Here is a 16,683-nt window from a genome sequence, read left to right on the forward strand (position 1 = left end):
CGTTTCTTTCATTGAAATGGCTGTGTATGATGGGAAGGTACAATCTCTGCCCGTTGTCAAAGGATGGAATGATGTTGTTGCCAGGAAGTATTGGTTTGATATAGATACAAGCAAAATAAGGAGGTAATAACATGGCTTTTGATGGCGGCAGTTATGATGTCATTGTCGTTGGAGCAGGACATGCCGGGGTAGAGTCAGCTCTAGCAGCAGCCCGGATGGGCTCCAAGACGCTGATGATTACAATCAACCTCGACATGGTGGCTTTCATGCCTTGTAACCCATCTATTGGGGGACCGGCAAAAGGACACGTCGTGCGGGAGATTGATGCACTTGGCGGGGAAATGGGACGGAATATCGACAAAACGTTTATCCAAATGCGGATGCTGAATACGGGTAAAGGCCCTGCGGTTCATGCACTGCGTGCACAGGCTGATAAATTTTCGTATCAACATACAATGAAAGAAACGATGGAGAAGGAATCTAATCTGACCATGCGTCAGGGTATGGTAGATCGTCTGATCGTTGAGGACGGTCAGTGTGTCGGAGTTGTCACCCAAACAGGTACAGAATATCGTGCCAAAGCTGTAGTGTTGACTACAGGCACATATCTGCGTGGTAAAGTCATAATGGGTGAGTTGATGTATGAGAGTGGACCAAACAATCAACAGCCATCCCTTAAATTGTCGGAGCATCTGCGTGAGCTGGGCTTCGAGCTGGTACGTTTCAAAACGGGTACACCACCGCGTGTGCATAAGGATACGATTGATTTTAGCAAAACCGAAATTCAGCCTGGCGATGATGAGCCGAAGTTCTTTTCCTATGAAACAAAATCCTCTACTAATGAGCAGCTACCTTGCTGGCTGACGTATACCTCTGTAGAGACACATCAGATTATTAATGATAATCTGCATCGTGCGCCCATGTTTTCCGGTGTGATTGAGGGAACAGGGCCGCGTTACTGTCCATCCATTGAAGACAAAATTGTACGTTTTAGCGATAAGCCAAAACACCAAATATTCCTGGAACCTGAAGGCAAGAATACAGCTGAATATTATGTACAAGGGCTGTCTACAAGTTTGCCTGAGGATGTACAGCTCGCCGTTCTTCGTTCGATCCCTGGTATGGAAAAAGTCGAAATGATGCGGAATGGTTACGCCATTGAATACGATGCGATGGTTCCAACACAGTTGTGGCCTTCTCTTGAAACGAAACGTCTGCCAGGGCTATTCACAGCCGGTCAGATTAATGGTACATCTGGATATGAGGAAGCCGCTGGACAAGGGGTAATGGCTGGCATCAACGCAGCACGCAAAGTGCAGGGTAAAGAGGCCGTTGTGCTTGATCGTTCCCAAGGTTACATTGGTGTACTCATTGATGACCTCGTTACAAAAGGTACCAATGAGCCTTACCGGTTGCTGACATCTCGTGCCGAGTATCGTCTGCTGCTCCGTCATGACAATGCAGATATGCGTCTTACGGAGATTGGTCATGACATTGGATTGATTACTGAGGATCGTTATGTGGCTTTCCTGGATAAAAAGGCAAAAGTCGAGCAGGAGATCACACGTCTGAAAGAGGCAAAAGTACGTCCTGTTGAGGTCAATGCCAAACTTGAAGAGATTGGTTCTACACCGATCCAGGATGGAAGTACATTGCTAAATCTGATGCGTCGTCCAGAGATCGGCTATGACTGGATTGAGCAGGTATCCCCTTCCGAAGTGGAATTGACCGCTGATATGAAGGAACAAGTTGAAATTCAAATTAAATATGCGGGTTATATTGAGAAACAATTGATCCACGTGGAACGTTTGCTGAAAATGGAGAAAAAGAAAATTCCGGACACGATCGTATATGATGAGATTCATGGTCTTGCGATGGAAGCCAAGCAAAAGCTTGCGAAAATCCGTCCGATTTCGATTGGTCAAGCATCTCGTATTGCAGGAGTTACGCCTGCGGATATCTCCATCTTACTTGTCTACCTGGAGCATTATAATCGCGTTACCGCAGCAAGGGGACAATAATGGACGATATTCAACAGCAGTTGCAGCTGCGCTTGAAGGAGCATGGTTTGGAAGTAGGAGAACCCCAGCTGGAACAGTTCGAAATGTATTATAAAGAACTGGTATCCTGGAACGAAAAAATGAACCTGACTGGCATCACAGATCGTGAGCAAGTATATACGAAACACTTCTATGACTCGGTATCGCTAGCGTTCTATACAGATATGACGAAAGTAAATAAACTTGCCGATATTGGCTCGGGAGCAGGGTTCCCGGGATTACCGCTGAAGATCTGCTTTCCCCATATCCAGCTTACGATCGTTGACTCATTGAATAAACGAATTGGTTTCTTGCAACATGTGGTGGATACACTTGGTCTTGAGCAAGTTGAATTGATCCATGGTCGTGCTGAGGAACTGGGTCGCAAAGAAGGATATCGAGACAGCTATGATCTGGTTACTGCACGCGCAGTAGCCAAGCTGGCGGTACTGAATGAGTTCTGTCTTCCTTTTGTACGTAAAAGCGGCATGTTTGCTGCAATGAAGGGTGGAGACCCACGTGACGAAATGAAAGAAGCAGAGTTCAGCTTTAATCAGCTGAAAGGACGGGTAAAAGCTGTTCATCCATTCCAGTTACCAGTGGAGGAGTCCGAACGTCATATCATTCTGATTCAGAAGTTCGATAAGACACCGTTTAAGTACCCTCGTAAACCGGGGACGCCACTAAAAACTCCACTTGTTTGAGCATTTTTTCAGAATGATTAACAGAAATTACGTTTCGAATTATAAGGCAGTAAGATTTGAAGGAGAATGTTTCACGTGAAACATTCTCTTTTTTTCGGCTAAATCATCAATGTGATAGCGAGTTTGAATTAAAAAGGAGATGAATTAGATCTTATTACAAATATTTATGACTATATCATATGAATATAATATTTGAATTTCCTGAATTACATTAAAGAAAAGCAGGAAAATTTGCTTTCTTTAAAGAATAGGTAAACATAGGCTTATGGAGAAAAAGATGATAGAATAGAAGTATCAGATCATACGTAAACAGTGATCATAGATTAGTTCATATTAATAGATAGTTAAGCATTTGATGCTGCTTCGCAGCAGTTCATAAGAATGGTATAACTTATTTCAGGAACGATGGAAGTATTGTCTCGCTTATGGAATAAGAAGCATCTGCTGTCCATGCAGGAGCTATTACGAAACTAGGTGGTAATCTACGGAATGAAAGAACAATTTTCGAAGTTGTTTGGTTTGGCGGAGCGCAATAACGGAGATGAGATTAAACAAGTCCCGGTTAATGAAATTGTGAGCAGTCCGTATCAACCCCGTACTATATTTGATGATGATAAGATCGATGAGTTACTGCAAACGATTAAAACACATGGCATTATTCAACCGATTGTCGTGCGTGTTCGGAATGGATCATATGAGATTATTGCTGGGGAACGCCGCTGGCGTGCTGTACGCAAACTGGGCCTGGAGCACATCCCGGCCATCGTGCGCGAATTCAATGATTCTCAAGCAGCTTCTATTGCTTTGATTGAGAACTTGCAACGTGAAGGCTTAACCTCGATTGAGGAAGCAGTTGCTTATCAAAAGTTGATTGATCTGCATCAATTGACACAGGAGAGTCTTGCTCAACGACTTGGCAAAAGTCAGTCCACTATTGCCAATAAGATTCGTTTGTTACAACTTCCTGATGGTGTGAAAACAGCTTTGATGGAGCGGAAGATATCTGAACGCCATGCAAGAGCTTTGTTATCTTTGGATACGGAAGAGCTACAGTTGAAATTGCTGGGCGAGATTATCGACAAGGGATTGAATGTGAAGCAGACGGAAGTACGTGTTGCTTTTTATAAGGAAGCTACTAAAATTAAGAAGTCCAAACGTATATCCTTTACCAAAGATGTAAGGTTGGCACTCAACACGATTCGTCAGTCCATTGATATGGTAACAGGTTCAGGGATGGATATTAAAACAAAAGAAGCTGACCACGAGGATCATTACGAAATCGTTATTCATATTCCTAAACGCAAATAATTGAAGCTTAAGGCGGCAATGGGCCGCTTTTTCTGTCTTAACAGTCAGATTGTGTATACGTGAAGATGAACATCGTTTTGGTAAAACGGTAGTTGTTGTTCGTGCGTATGATGGCCCCTGCTTATTGTTAACTGTAACTCACAACCTACTAGAAAAGACTCCTATTTTATTTGAGGTGAAGGTATTGTCTAAGATTATGGCCGTAGCAAATCAAAAGGGCGGTGTGGGGAAAACAACGACATCGGTTAATTTGGGTGCGGGACTTGCTTCACTAGGGAAAAGGGTACTGCTTGTCGATATTGACCCCCAAGGGAATACAACGAGCGGAGTCGGTATTAATAAAGCAGATGTGGCGAATTGTATATATGATGTTCTTATTAATGATGTACCTCCCCAGGAAGCAATTGCGGAGACACAGATTGAGGGACTTCATATCATACCTGCAACGATTCAACTTGCCGGAGCCGAGATCGAATTGGTATCCACCATATCGCGAGAAGTGCGTCTGAAAAAGGCATTGGCACTCGTGAAAAACAATTATGATTATATTCTGATTGATTGTCCACCGTCGCTCGGAATGTTGACCATTAACTCACTAACTGCCTCTGATTCCGTAATTATTCCGATTCAGTGTGAATATTATGCCCTGGAAGGATTAAGCCAGTTGTTGAATACCGTTCGACTGGTGCAGAAACATCTGAATACTTCTCTTCAGATCGAAGGTGTATTGTTGACGATGTTTGATGCTCGTACGAATCTTGGCATCCAGGTTATAGAAGAAGTGAAAAAGTATTTTCAGCAAAAAGTGTATCAGACCATTATTCCGCGTAATGTCCGGCTTAGTGAGGCACCTTCTCACGGGCAATCCATTATTACGTATGATCCCCGTTCCCGAGGAGCGGAAGTGTATTTAGAGCTCGCAAAGGAAGTGATTTCTTATGAGTAAGCGGCTTGGAAAAGGACTAGATGCCCTCATTCCTTCGCTTTCAATTAATGACGACGATAAAGTCGTAGAAATCCCGATTAGCCAACTGCGGGCTAACCCTTATCAGCCTCGTAAAGCATTTGATGAGGAAGCAATACATGAACTGGCGGAATCTATTCGGCAACATGGTGTTATTCAACCGATTATCGTTCGCCCTGTACTTCGGGGTTATGAGATTATTGCAGGCGAGCGCCGATTCAGAGCATCACAGTATTGCGGTAACGCTACTGTTCCGGCTGTAGTTCGTACATTTAATGATCAGCAGGTAATGGAGATTGCCCTGATTGAGAACTTGCAGCGGGAGAATCTGAATGCAATGGAAGTTGCAGTTGCCTATCAGGGGTTAATGGATCAATTCTCACTGACTCAGGAAGAGTTATCCGTAAAGGTGGGAAAATCCCGCTCTCATATTGCTAACTTTCTGCGATTACTGGCTCTGCCAGAGGAAGTAAAGGATCATGTTTCACGTGGAACATTGTCGATGGGACATGCGCGAGCTATCGTGGGCGTGAAAGACGAAAGTCTGGTCAAGCAACTCGCTAAACAATCCATTGAACAGCAATGGAGTGTACGTGAACTTGAAGAAGCAGTTCAGCAATTGGATCGTTCCAAAACAGGTGAGGCGAAGTCCAAAACCAAGCCCAAAAAGAAAGATCCATTTATCGATACGTTAGAGGAGTCACTGCGGGAAAGGTTTAAAACGACAGTGAAAATCAAACATAGTCAGAAAGATAAAGGTAAAATAGAGCTCAATTACTACAGCAAGCAGGATCTTGAACGGTTATTGGAACTGTTGCAATAGCAACTCGTTTGATCGATCATTAACAACATGCAGAGCTACTCATGTCATGACATATCGACTCTGTGTTCTGGAGAAACGATATGTCATTCTTTGTTTACATGCCAATCCTGTAGTTATTCCGTATGAGCAGAGGTGGTGGGAAGAGGATGGAGAAAATAATCTATCTGGATCATGCAGCGACATCTTGGCCTAAACCAGCTGCTGTGGGTGAGGCAATGATGAGTGCCCTCGAATATGCCGGAGCTAACCCGGGCAGAGGGAGTCATCGTATGGCTGTGCAAGCCAGCAGGATATTGTTTGCAACGAGGAGAGAGGTAGCGACTCTGTTCGGTATCAAGAATCCCAATGATATTGCATTTGGCTCGAATACAACGGAAGCCCTCAACCTTGCAATTCAAGGAGTCCTCCGAGACGGTGATCATGTTATAGCCACAATGGCGGAGCATAATTCAGTTCGGCGGCCATTGGAATTCCTTCGTAGGCAAGGCAAAATTGAGGTTGATTATGTACCCGTTACTGCCTCCGGAATTATGGACATGAAAAAGATGGAACAGATGTTTCGGAAAAATACGCGTCTGGTTGTGTGTACACACAGCTCTAATTTGCTGGGCAGCATCTTGCCAATTGAAGAAATCTCACAACTATGTCACACCTATCAGGCCCTATTATTGGTAGATGCTGCTCAGAGCGCTGGAGTGATACCGGTTGATGTAGGACAACTGGGGATTGATATGCTGGCTTTTCCGGGCCACAAGGGTCTGCTAGGGCCACAAGGGACAGGGGGTCTGTATATTGCTCCTGAGCTTGATGTGCAACCTCTGCTTCATGGAGGTACTGGTAGCCAATCCGAAGCGCTGGAGCAGCCTAAAGTGCGTCCAGATCGATATGAAGCTGGCACCCCTAATACAGTTGGGATCGCTGGGTTGGGAGCGGGAGTGAAACATGTACTCACGATGACACCTGCTTTAATCTACCAGCATGAATGGGAACTGACACAGCATATGATGGAGGGACTATCCTCCATTAAGGGTATTCGATTACTGGGCCCAGGTATTGGACAACCGCGTACAGGATTAGTATCCTTTATTGTTGAGGGATATGATTCAGCTCAATTGGCATTTCAGTTGGATCGGAATTATGATATTGCTGTTCGTTCGGGGTTTCACTGTACACCACTTGCACATGAGGCAGCCGGTACAACTACTACTGGAGCTGTTAGGGCAAGTGTAGGATACAACTCCACCAAAGAAGAGGTGGATGAACTCATTCGGGCCGTTACAGAGCTGACAACGGAGTAGTAACGATAGAAAACTACATCTTGTATTTTAAAATGGAAATATATGATTAATCCCTTGAATAACGGGTTGATTTATAATAAAAGCTAAGGACTGCGGACAGGCATGAATCTAATCAAAAACATAGAGGGGTAGTTGCACTTACATGGCTGAATTAAATGAGCTGATTCTGGAACAGCTGTTATGGATTATTGGCGGAGTGACTTTACTTACGGTGATTTTACTGATCGTGAGTATTGCTCAAGGGGCAAAGTTACGGAAGGTTAAACGTAAATACGAAGCCATGATGGCTGGCAGTGGTGTAGAGGATCTGGAGTCACTGTTGATCAATCTGAAAATTCAGATGGATAGCATTGAGGATGAACACAAGCTGCAAACAAATCAGCTGCAAGAAGCATTGCAGAAACTGGCCCGTATCCAGGGTAAGATCGGCGTGAAAAGATATAATGCATACGGAGAGCGTGGTAGCGACCTAAGCTTCTCGATAGCCATGATTAATGATAGTCAGGATGGTATGATTCTTACCGGATTATTCAATCGTGACGGTTCTTATGTATATGCGAAACCTCTGAAAGGGGGAGAGTCAACGTATACACTTTCCCCAGAGGAAAAGGAAGCTATTACTCTGGCACAGCAAGCAGAGTAGAACGGGTATGCCACTCCCGAATGGCTGAATATAGACTGGTTGCTATAATTTCAGACATCCGCATGACGAGACTAAGCCGTGTGTTCTGAAGAACAAAGTATTCCATAAAACCGCCGACGTTAACGATACCTGTCAGATGGATATCGCCGACCGGCGGTAATTCTTTATTTACCCCCGCGCCTGGTTTGAGAGGACCGTTCACCACCTGAATGCAACCGACACTGGAGGATTGACCCAGGCAGGCATCAATACCTATCACATATGGGTTGTGATGGGTGCTGTAAATGTTATGGAGTGTATCTTGCAGATTTACAGCATGGACGGGTTCATCTAACGTGCCATACAGATGGAATAGAGGGCTGTCCCATTTGGCAAGTGACGTACCTACCAGCGGTCCGAGACAGTCACCGGTTGAGCGGTCTGTACCAATGCAAACGATCACTACATTTTGCAGGGAGTGAGCTTTGTAGAGATGGAACATTAAACGATGCACAATAGCGGAGTGTACACCTGCATCGGTATGAGGAACTTTCAGACTGGTCATATCTTGTGATGAAAAGGAACGCGAAGTAGGATTCATAGGATCTATCCTTTCCCTTGGAATAGTAGTATCAGTATATGGAAAGGTAGAGTATTTTATACTTCGTAAGGACAGGCTTTTTGCCAGAGAGCCGCAGAAGGGGGAAAGGAGCAGGACATGGACGAATGGATGGATAATTGGATGCTGATTGCTTTTGATTCAACACAGCAGGCACTGCGTGCAGAGATGCTGCTTGAATTTGCAGAGATTGAGATTGACTTGTTTCCGACTCCGAAGGAGATTACAGCCGGCTGTGCACTGTGTATTCAGTTTCCGAAAGAGGATCTGCAGCGAGTGCAGAAAATAATTCGAGATGAGTTTGTCGAGATCCGTGGCCTCTATTTCAAAACCGAAGACAGCTATGATAACATACCGATGTAGAGGAGTGATCAGACATGATGTCATTTTATTTTGCCCAATATGGTAATACTGGTGGCGGTACAGCAGCAGCTATGAAGGAAGCCATTCGCTGGACGGATCAAGTGTGGGCGAGAATTTCGGATACGGATATGTGGCTTAACATCATGTTCAGCTCAATTCGCATCCTCATTATTTTTATTATCACCCGTATTGTCATTAAAGTGGTGTCCCGGGTTATTGATCGTTCGATGGCACGGAAACAGGAAGGCAAAATTCGTGTGAACCCGCGAAGATTCGTAACGATTGGTGAACTATTGAAAAATGCGACATCGATAACCTGTAATTTTATTATGATTCTGTTGCTGTTATCGGAAATTAACGTTCAGGTGGGCCCACTGCTGGCCAGTGCTGGTGTACTGGGGCTTGCGATTGGTTTTGGAGCGCAGGGATTAGTGAAGGATGTTATCACAGGATTTTTCATTATATTAGAGGATCAGTTTGCCGTAGGGGATGTTATTCAGACTGGCTCATATAAAGGAACGGTGGAGGTCATTGGCTTAAGAACGACTAAACTGGTAAGCTGGCAGGGAGAAGTACACATCATCCCGAACGGCACAATCGCTAGTGTAACGAATTATTCCATGTCCAATTCACTTGCTGTGGTGGATATCCCGATGAAGGCCGATCTAACGCTGGATGAGTCCGTACATCTGATCAAACAATCACTTGCAGGCATTGAGGAACGTGACCTGAATATTGTGAAGGTGCCAGATGTTCTGGGTATACAGTCCATGTCAACTTCGGATTATGTTATACGTGTTGTAGCAGAATGCTTGCCGAACTCCCGAACTTCTGTGGAACGTCAGATTCAGGGAGATGTGAAGAAAATTCTGGAGTATCATGAGAGAAGTAAGCAGGCTGCATTAGAGCATGCGGCTGCGCTGGATAATAATGAGGGAGATGGTGCAGGTGGAGCGTAAAAGTTTCCAGCTTGGAGATATAGTACAGATGAAAAAGCAGCACCCCTGCGGTAGCAATGAGATGGAAATCATTCGCATGGGGATGGATATCCGGATCAAATGTGTTGGTTGCAAACATAGCGTACTGATTCCCAGAGCCAAGTTTGAGAAAAATATGAAAAAAGTACTGCGATCGACGGAAGATAATACAGAATCCTGAGGATAGTTTGTAAAAGGTTATCATGCTATACCTAGCCTATATCTGCAATATTAAATATAAAGTATCTGGTTAGAGCTACTGGTGAAAATAGCGTTTACATGCAGATGGGGACATGTATTGCTTTCCTTCCTTAGGCGTGGTATAATCATTTTTGCTGCGGAAAGGTACCCAAGAGGCCCAAGGGGGCTGACTCGAAATCAGCTAGGCGTGTCACAGCGTGCGTGGGTTCGAATCCCACCCTTTCCGCCACTTCAGTTTTTTAGTTAGTGTAAAATGTACATAGCTCCATGGAATGGAGTTTGCATAAAGAATACTGAAAGGACTTTCCACCAATCGGAGAGTCTTTTTTTATGTTTAATTTACTCATATGATATGTCATAAAATGAGGTTGTCCAATAAACATAGAAATAAAGAGCCCCGAAGGGCTCTTTATCCGGCGATGCATGTTTAGTTAGATCACAATCGGTCGTAACGGCAGAAACGCTGGTTGTACTGCTTGCGGCAATACTTGTGCTTTTAGACGAAGGGCCTTAACACGCCCAATTGCTTCTTATATTACGTGATGTAACTCCAACAGCGAAAAATCGGCTTCGTTGTCCAACGGAACCACACCTCTCTCGTGCACCGCCTAATTGTATTATGTGCTAATTTACGTTTTATATACATGCTCGTAAAAAAAGAACGTTGTTAATGAACCCGGGCTTTGGTCAGCTTTTTCCACTTGCGGTTCTGATTACTGGTTTCCGGAAAGGCTTCGCCTTTTTTCAAGGTTACTCGCTTTGGATCATTAATCTCCGTGTGAAAGCTTTTTTCTCCGACTTCCGTGTACTCTCCATCGTTTGGTGCTTTGTCTCCCGGCTCAAACTCGGTTCTTTCACCCATAATAAGCAGCCTCCTTAACAGAATGAGATCATTGTTACTTCTATAGTCTGTTCCAGCAGAAGGCTAATCATGTTAGAGATTATGTACCAATATGTACAGGGAACGTTTGCTTGCATTTCGCCTGCGTATTTGTTATATTAATATAGTTCGAGTTTGTGCTCGTTCCTTGCTCTCAACCTGGATTGAGGGCCAGAGTCCATAAGGAGGTGAAAATTATGCGCAAATATGAAGTGATGTACATTATTCGTCCTGACGTTGAGCAAGAAGTTGTTCAAGCTACAGTCGATAAATTCCAAGGCATCATCTCCAACGGCGGTGGTGAGATTACAGCTCACGACGTTATGGGTAAACGCCGTCTTGCGTATGAGATCAAGAAATTCCGTGATGGTGTTTATGTTCTGGTACACTTCACTGCTGAACCAGCAGTAGTTACTGAGCTTGAGCGTCTCATGAAGATTTCTGACGAAGTAATTCGTTATCTCATTACCAACGACGTTAAGTCTGCCTAAGACGATAACTCGTGATTATCGCACCAATACGCTCAGAAGGAGGGGATTACATTGTTGAACCGTGTCATTCTGATCGGCCGGTTAACCCGGGATCCTGAGTTGCGTTACACTCCAGCAGGAGTAGCCGTGACACAATTTACTTTGGCCGTAGACAGACCGTTTACAAGCCAAGGAGGAGAGCGGGAAGCAGATTTTATTCCGGTCGTAACCTGGAGACAGCTTGCTGAGACCTGTGCAAACTATTTGCGTAAAGGTCGTCTGGCTGCAGTCGAAGGACGCATTCAAGTACGGAACTACGAGAATAACGAAGGAAAGCGTGTATACGTGACCGAAGTCATTGCCGATAATGTTCGTTTCTTGGAGTCAGCTAACCGCGAAGGCGGTGGCGGCGGGGGACAACCTATGCGTGAAGAGCCTTCTTATGGAGGCGGCGGCGGACGTGCAAGCAATAATAATAATGCTGCGCGTAGCAACAATCAGGATCCTTTTTCCGATGACGGAAAACCGATTGATATATCGGATGATGATTTGCCATTTTAACGTGGGCCGATACTCCTTAGGAGATATGGGTTACATGATAGGAAAGGACTGAAAAGCATGGGCTTCAAGCAAAGAGAAGGCGGAGACGATAAAAGACCGGCACGTCGTGGTGGTCGCAATAAACGTCGTAAAGTGTGCTTCTTCACAGCGAACAAAATTACTCACATCGATTATAAAGATACGGACTTGCTTCGTAAATTTATCAGCGAACGTGGAAAAATTTTGCCGCGCCGTGTAACAGGTACTAGCGCTAAATATCAACGCATGCTGACGATTGCAATCAAACGCTCCCGTCAAATCGCATTGCTGCCATACACAACTGAGTAGTTTCTACTCAGTTTGCATACGAGAGCAGTCGGCTTACAGCTGGCTGCTTTTTTGTATTCTCAGATCTATAGTATTATCACAGATGAGATGAAGACCCCATGAAAGATGAAGAAAATGAAAACGTATAATCATGTAATTCTTACAGAAGAAGCTTTCGAAGCCGAGATGAATTATAATAGAATATAGCCTGCCATAGATGAAATGAACCCAATCATATAACCACGAAGTGAAGTTCATCAATAGAATTTAATTTGGGAGAGTATATGAATTCATCACTACGTAAAGAAAGACAGCGAAGGAAGAAAAGCCTAAGGAACTGGATCATCGCAACGATTATTCTATCTATTGTATATGTATGGTTGCAGCAAAAAGGTGAGATGGGTCAGCTGTGGCAAGATGAGACGATTCCTGAGCCTTTACCCATAACAGGTTTGCACCCGGTTATTGCTGAAAGTGAAGGTGTATTAGTCCGCATGGCTGCCCGGCGTGGTATACAAGTTGTAATCACACATGGATACCGAAGTGTGGAAGAACAGGATGCTCTATTTGCCCAAGGTCGATCGTCTTCTGGTAATATTGTTACGAATGCACGAGGTGGAGAATCTTATCATAACTATGGGCTTGCCATTGATTTTGCATTGAGGACTCCGGGCGGAGAGATTGTGTGGGATATGGAGCGAGATGATAATGACAATGGTAAGGCGGACTGGATGGAGGTTGTTGATTTAGCGAAAGAGCTGGGATTCACCTGGGGTGGAGACTGGGCTAACTTTCCGGACTACCCCCATTTGCAGATGGATTTTGATCTAAGTATTCGTGAGTTAAAGCGTGGTAAAAGACCGCCAGCTGCACCATAAATCAAATAGTATATATACGTATATATGAATAATTATTAGAAAAGTCCTGCTTGTTGTAGGACTTTTTTCTTTCTTTTGTAAAATAAATGTTCAAAAGTGACAATTAACTCTTTACAGCAACAAATAAATAAAACTATACTATAATAACTAGATTTTTACGTTTACCTTACAAATCTTAAATAAAAGTATATAACTAAGGTTTATATGACGGTATAGTTTTAAACTCTCAAACGACAAATTCCCCCTAAATATGACATGATATTCACACAAATTAAGCTACTTTTACACGGATTATAATAAAAACCACACCTAGTGTCATAGATATGTTATATATGAACATAAAACAGTCTAATGTACACGCCTCATATCATTATAAAGTTGACCCAAGCAGGCTAACATTTCATACAAAAACCTCAGTATTTCCGCCTTTTTGCAAAGATACTATCCAAAACTGTAGTATAAAAAACATTTATTCCAATAATCTCAAAATAATGATTGACGTTAACTAAAATTACACGTATGATTACAGTAATTATTTGTATTTATAATTCCGCTAGGAATTGTCAACATTAATTGACCAATGGTTTAAATTAAAGACTATAATCTTGATTCTGTTAACGATAAGGTATTTTGTATACACTTTTGTTCAATTTATTGAAGAACATGGAAATATACAGTGGATGCATTCTTCTACTTACGAATACAGTCTGCGGAAATTACGGGGTTAGGGTGATTGATTTGGATAAAGAGCTATTGGAAGTCAGAGAGTTAACGACATCATTCAGAATTGAAGATAACTATTATGCAGCAGTTGATCACGTTAATCTTAAGGTTAAGAAGAATGAAGTATTAGCAATTGTAGGTGAGTCGGGTTCAGGTAAAAGTGCGTTTGCATTTTCTCTAATGGGATTGCATAACAAAGCCAAAATCGAAGGCCAGATTCTCTATAAAGGGCAAGATATCGCCAACATCTCCCCTAACAAGTTGAACAAACTACGCGGAAAAGAAATGGCCATGATTTTTCAGGACCCATTATCCGCACTCAATCCTCTAATGATCATAGGTGAGCAGATTGAAGAGATTCTTACACTTCATCAATCTAAGTTGTCTTCTAAAGAAAAGAGAGACAAGGTTATTCACTTATTGAACCAGGTAGGGATTCCACGTCCCGAACAAATATATAAGCAATATCCCCACGAGTTATCTGGTGGCATGAGACAGAGAATTGTCATCGCGATCGCGATTGCTAACAAACCAGAGCTATTGATTGCCGATGAACCAACGACAGCACTCGACGTTACGATCCAGCTACAGATCCTTGAACTGATTCGTGATCTGAAGAAGGAGATCAATGCCGGTATTATCTTGATCACACACGACCTAGGTGTGGTGGCTGAGATGGCTGATCGCGTAGCGGTCATGTATGCCGGTGAAATTGTTGAAATTGCAGACATCGTCACGTTGATGAGTAATGCAAAACATCCGTATACACGTTCATTGCTGAATTCCATTCCCACTCTCAGTGAAGAAAAATCTAAATTACATGTTATTCAAGGCATTGTGCCTTCTCTTAAAAATCTTCCAAGGCAGGGATGCCGATTCAAGGCTCGTATTCCATGGATCAGCGACTCAGCTCATGAAGACAACCCGCAGATGCATGAAATTGCACCAGGACACTTCGTAAGGTGTACCTGCTATCAGCACTTTCATTTCCCTGATCAAGCGGAGGAGGAATAACATAATGGCATTACTTGAAGTAGAAGGACTCAAGATACACTTTCCGATTCGCGGAGGATTACTGAAACGGGAGATTAGCAGTGTCAAAGCTGTTGACGACGTCAGCTTTTCTATTGAAGAAGGCCAGACCTACGGGCTTGTTGGAGAATCTGGTTCGGGCAAGACAACAACAGGCAGAGCTGTGATTGGTCTGAATCATGTAACGGCTGGCAAAATTTTATTTAATGGCAAAGATTTAACGAAAGAACGACGCAAAGATCGTCAGCTTCAGCGAGATGTACAGATGATTTTCCAAGATCCGTATTCCTCACTTAATCCGAAGAAGCGTGTGATGGACATCATTGCTGAGCCTCTCCGAAACTATGAACGGCTGACGGCAACGGAGGAGAAGAGGCAGGTCAGTAGTTTATTAGAGAAGGTAGGGTTAAGTCCTGAGTCTATCTACAAGTATCCGCATGAATTCTCAGGGGGGCAGCGTCAACGGATTGGAATTGCTCGAGCAATTGCACTCAAGCCAAAACTGATCATAGCTGACGAACCTGTATCTGCACTCGATGTATCCGTACAAGCCCAGGTGCTCAATTTCATGCAGGAGATCCAGAAGGAACTGAATCTGACTTATTTGTTTATTAGCCACGATCTGGGAATCATTCGCCATATGTGCGACCAGATCGGAATTATGTATAAAGGGCGATATGTGGAACAGGGGACCACAGATGATATTTTTGAAAATCCCCAGCATATCTATACCAAACGTCTTATTGCAGCGATTCCGGATATGGACCCAACCAAACGTGAGGAAATGATAGCTTTCCGACAGCAGATCAAATCCGAGTATGAAGACTCATATCGCAATTTCTTCGATGAGGAAGGGCTTGCCTATTCGCTCCAATCCATTTCCGATACTCACCGGGTAGCTTTACCTCAGAAAGGTTGAAAGCCATATGTGGAAAACTATTGTACGCCGAATATTTATAATGATTCCTCAAATCATTCTACTCAGCATTCTGGTCTTCCTGATGGCAAAAGCCATGCCAGGTGATGCATTAACGGGATTGCTCGATCCGAGTGTTGATCCCAAAGCGCTGGAAGAACAACGTGAACGGCTAGGACTTAATAATCCATGGTATATACAGTATTGGGACTGGATCAGACATGCTGTTATGGGTGACTTCGGACAATCCTTCCGATTCAAAATGCCAGTAACAGACCTCATTGGTCAACGAATTGCTAATACGTTCTGGCTTGCTTTGGCAACACTTATACTTACCTATCTTATTGCTATCCCACTCGGTATTATCAGTGGTCGGTATAACGACACCTGGTCTGACCGTTTGATTACAGGATATACGTACTTAGGTTTTGCAGCACCGCTGTTCATCTTTGCTCTGGTCATGGTCTGGATTTTTGGTTTCCGCTTTGGCTGGTTCCCGACTGGGGGAAGTGTAGCGCCTGGACTTACACCAGGAACATTCGATTATGTCATAAGCAAGATTCATCATTTGCTCTTGCCAGCATTATCGATGGCATTAATCTCCACCGTATCAACGGTACAATATTTACGCAGTGAGATTATTGATATCAAGCACAAAGAATTTGTACTCACGGCGAGAGCCAAAGGTGCTTCGGAATCCCGAATCTACAACAGACATATTTTGCGAAACTCCCTGTTGCCGATTGCTGCATTTTTCGGGTATGAGATTACGGGGCTGATCGGCGGAACCATCTTTATTGAAAGTATATTCAGCTACCCGGGTATGGGACAGTTGTTCCTGAATTCCATCTCATTACGGGATTTCAGTGTAGTCACTGCACTCGTGTTATTATACGGGATTGCTACTATTCTAGGCTCACTGCTGTCTGATATTATTCTGGGATTGGTCGATCCGCGTATTCGCATTAAGTAAGAACTTGAAGATTTCGGGGTGAAAAC

The 16,683-nt window shown here is 43.6% G+C and carries 19 protein-coding genes and 1 tRNA gene; 18 read left to right on the forward strand and 2 right to left on the reverse strand.

The genetic code is table 11. From position 1 onward, the window contains the following. The first annotated feature begins 131 nt into the window (after positions 1–131). The 7 genes from mnmG (at position 132) to ACR8BL_RS16710 (ending at position 7,779) form a co-directional block, all read left to right on the forward strand. Positions 132–2,021: a tRNA uridine-5-carboxymethylaminomethyl(34) synthesis enzyme MnmG gene (gene mnmG / locus ACR8BL_RS16680; protein WP_434748649.1), complete on the forward strand. Its 1,890-nt coding sequence runs from the start codon at positions 132–134 to the stop codon at positions 2,019–2,021. Continuing rightward, on the forward strand, positions 2,021–2,743 hold the full coding sequence (gene rsmG / locus ACR8BL_RS16685; protein WP_434748650.1) for a 16S rRNA (guanine(527)-N(7))-methyltransferase RsmG: 723 nt from the start codon (positions 2,021–2,023) through the stop codon (positions 2,741–2,743). The genes mnmG and rsmG overlap by 1 nt, the downstream gene beginning before the upstream one ends. A 489-nt stretch (positions 2,744–3,232) precedes the next feature. Next, a complete protein-coding gene (gene noc / locus ACR8BL_RS16690) occupies positions 3,233–4,051 on the forward strand; it encodes a nucleoid occlusion protein (RefSeq protein ID WP_434748651.1) in 819 nt (272 codons plus the stop codon). 184 nt (positions 4,052–4,235) lie between these two features. After that, a complete protein-coding gene (locus ACR8BL_RS16695) occupies positions 4,236–4,997 on the forward strand; it encodes a ParA family protein (protein ID WP_434748652.1) in 762 nt (253 codons plus the stop codon). Next, a complete protein-coding gene (locus ACR8BL_RS16700) occupies positions 4,990–5,838 on the forward strand; it encodes a ParB/RepB/Spo0J family partition protein (RefSeq protein WP_434748653.1) in 849 nt (282 codons plus the stop codon). Before ACR8BL_RS16695 ends, ACR8BL_RS16700 begins: the two co-directional genes overlap by 8 nt. A 146-nt stretch (positions 5,839–5,984) precedes the next feature. Then, complete coding sequence (locus ACR8BL_RS16705; RefSeq protein WP_434748654.1) at positions 5,985–7,136, forward strand: aminotransferase class V-fold PLP-dependent enzyme; 1,152 nt, start codon at positions 5,985–5,987, stop codon at positions 7,134–7,136. 142 nt (positions 7,137–7,278) lie between these two features. Continuing rightward, positions 7,279–7,779: a DUF4446 family protein gene (locus ACR8BL_RS16710; protein WP_434748655.1), complete on the forward strand. Its 501-nt coding sequence runs from the start codon at positions 7,279–7,281 to the stop codon at positions 7,777–7,779. On the opposite strand, the gene yyaC is transcribed toward ACR8BL_RS16710, so the two are convergent. Continuing rightward, complete coding sequence (yyaC, locus tag ACR8BL_RS16715; RefSeq protein WP_434748656.1) at positions 7,754–8,359, reverse strand: spore protease YyaC; 606 nt, start codon at positions 8,357–8,359, stop codon at positions 7,754–7,756. The genes ACR8BL_RS16710 and yyaC overlap by 26 nt on opposite strands. 129 nt (positions 8,360–8,488) lie before the next feature. Here yyaC and ACR8BL_RS16720 point away from each other — a divergent pair, with 129 nt between their 5' ends. The 4 genes from ACR8BL_RS16720 to ACR8BL_RS16735 all read left to right on the forward strand — a co-directional run bounded on the left by ACR8BL_RS16720 (position 8,489) and on the right by ACR8BL_RS16735 (position 10,147). Next, positions 8,489–8,740 (forward strand): DUF3343 domain-containing protein, encoded by a 252-nt coding sequence (locus ACR8BL_RS16720; RefSeq protein ID WP_434753147.1) that lies wholly within the window; start codon positions 8,489–8,491, stop codon positions 8,738–8,740. Between the two features lie 14 nt (positions 8,741–8,754). Next, positions 8,755–9,699: a mechanosensitive ion channel family protein gene (locus ACR8BL_RS16725; protein ID WP_434748657.1), complete on the forward strand. Its 945-nt coding sequence runs from the start codon at positions 8,755–8,757 to the stop codon at positions 9,697–9,699. Continuing rightward, positions 9,689–9,898 carry a DUF951 domain-containing protein gene (locus ACR8BL_RS16730; protein ID WP_434748658.1) on the forward strand — a complete coding sequence of 70 codons (210 nt, stop codon included), beginning with the start codon at positions 9,689–9,691 and terminating at the stop codon, positions 9,896–9,898. Before ACR8BL_RS16725 ends, ACR8BL_RS16730 begins: the two co-directional genes overlap by 11 nt. A gap of 158 nt (positions 9,899–10,056) precedes the next feature. After that, positions 10,057–10,147, forward strand: a tRNA-Ser gene (locus ACR8BL_RS16735). A 438-nt stretch (positions 10,148–10,585) separates the two neighbouring features. Here the strand turns inward: ACR8BL_RS16735 and ACR8BL_RS16740 are convergent. Beyond that, positions 10,586–10,780 carry a YjzC family protein gene (locus ACR8BL_RS16740; RefSeq protein ID WP_342553557.1) on the reverse strand — a complete coding sequence of 65 codons (195 nt, stop codon included), beginning with the start codon at positions 10,778–10,780 and terminating at the stop codon, positions 10,586–10,588. A gap of 215 nt (positions 10,781–10,995) precedes the next feature. On the opposite strand from ACR8BL_RS16740, the gene rpsF reads away from it, so the two are divergent. The 7 genes from rpsF to opp4B all read left to right on the forward strand — a co-directional run bounded on the left by rpsF (position 10,996) and on the right by opp4B (position 16,657). Further along, entirely contained in the window at positions 10,996–11,289 is a 294-nt protein-coding gene (gene rpsF / locus ACR8BL_RS16745; protein WP_434748659.1) for a 30S ribosomal protein S6, read from the forward strand. Between the two features lie 51 nt (positions 11,290–11,340). Beyond that, positions 11,341–11,829 carry a single-stranded DNA-binding protein gene (gene ssb / locus ACR8BL_RS16750; protein WP_293200436.1) on the forward strand — a complete coding sequence of 163 codons (489 nt, stop codon included), beginning with the start codon at positions 11,341–11,343 and terminating at the stop codon, positions 11,827–11,829. A gap of 57 nt (positions 11,830–11,886) precedes the next feature. After that, positions 11,887–12,156 (forward strand): 30S ribosomal protein S18, encoded by a 270-nt coding sequence (gene rpsR, locus ACR8BL_RS16755; protein ID WP_090923587.1) that lies wholly within the window; start codon positions 11,887–11,889, stop codon positions 12,154–12,156. Positions 12,157–12,419: 263 nt separating this feature from the next. Continuing rightward, complete coding sequence (locus ACR8BL_RS16760; RefSeq protein WP_434748660.1) at positions 12,420–13,013, forward strand: M15 family metallopeptidase; 594 nt, start codon at positions 12,420–12,422, stop codon at positions 13,011–13,013. Between the two features lie 738 nt (positions 13,014–13,751). Beyond that, positions 13,752–14,750 carry an ABC transporter ATP-binding protein gene (locus ACR8BL_RS16765; RefSeq protein WP_434753148.1) on the forward strand — a complete coding sequence of 333 codons (999 nt, stop codon included), beginning with the start codon at positions 13,752–13,754 and terminating at the stop codon, positions 14,748–14,750. Between the two features lie 4 nt (positions 14,751–14,754). After that, positions 14,755–15,687, forward strand: a complete 933-nt coding sequence (locus ACR8BL_RS16770) for an ABC transporter ATP-binding protein (protein ID WP_434748661.1) — start codon at positions 14,755–14,757, stop codon at positions 15,685–15,687. Positions 15,688–15,694: 7 nt separating this feature from the next. Continuing rightward, positions 15,695–16,657: an oligopeptide ABC transporter permease gene (opp4B, locus tag ACR8BL_RS16775; RefSeq protein ID WP_434748662.1), complete on the forward strand. Its 963-nt coding sequence runs from the start codon at positions 15,695–15,697 to the stop codon at positions 16,655–16,657. Positions 16,658–16,683 lie beyond the last annotated feature (26 nt).

The organism is Paenibacillus amylolyticus (assembly GCF_051136285.1).
Taxonomy (GTDB): domain Bacteria; phylum Bacillota; class Bacilli; order Paenibacillales; family Paenibacillaceae; genus Paenibacillus; species Paenibacillus amylolyticus_F.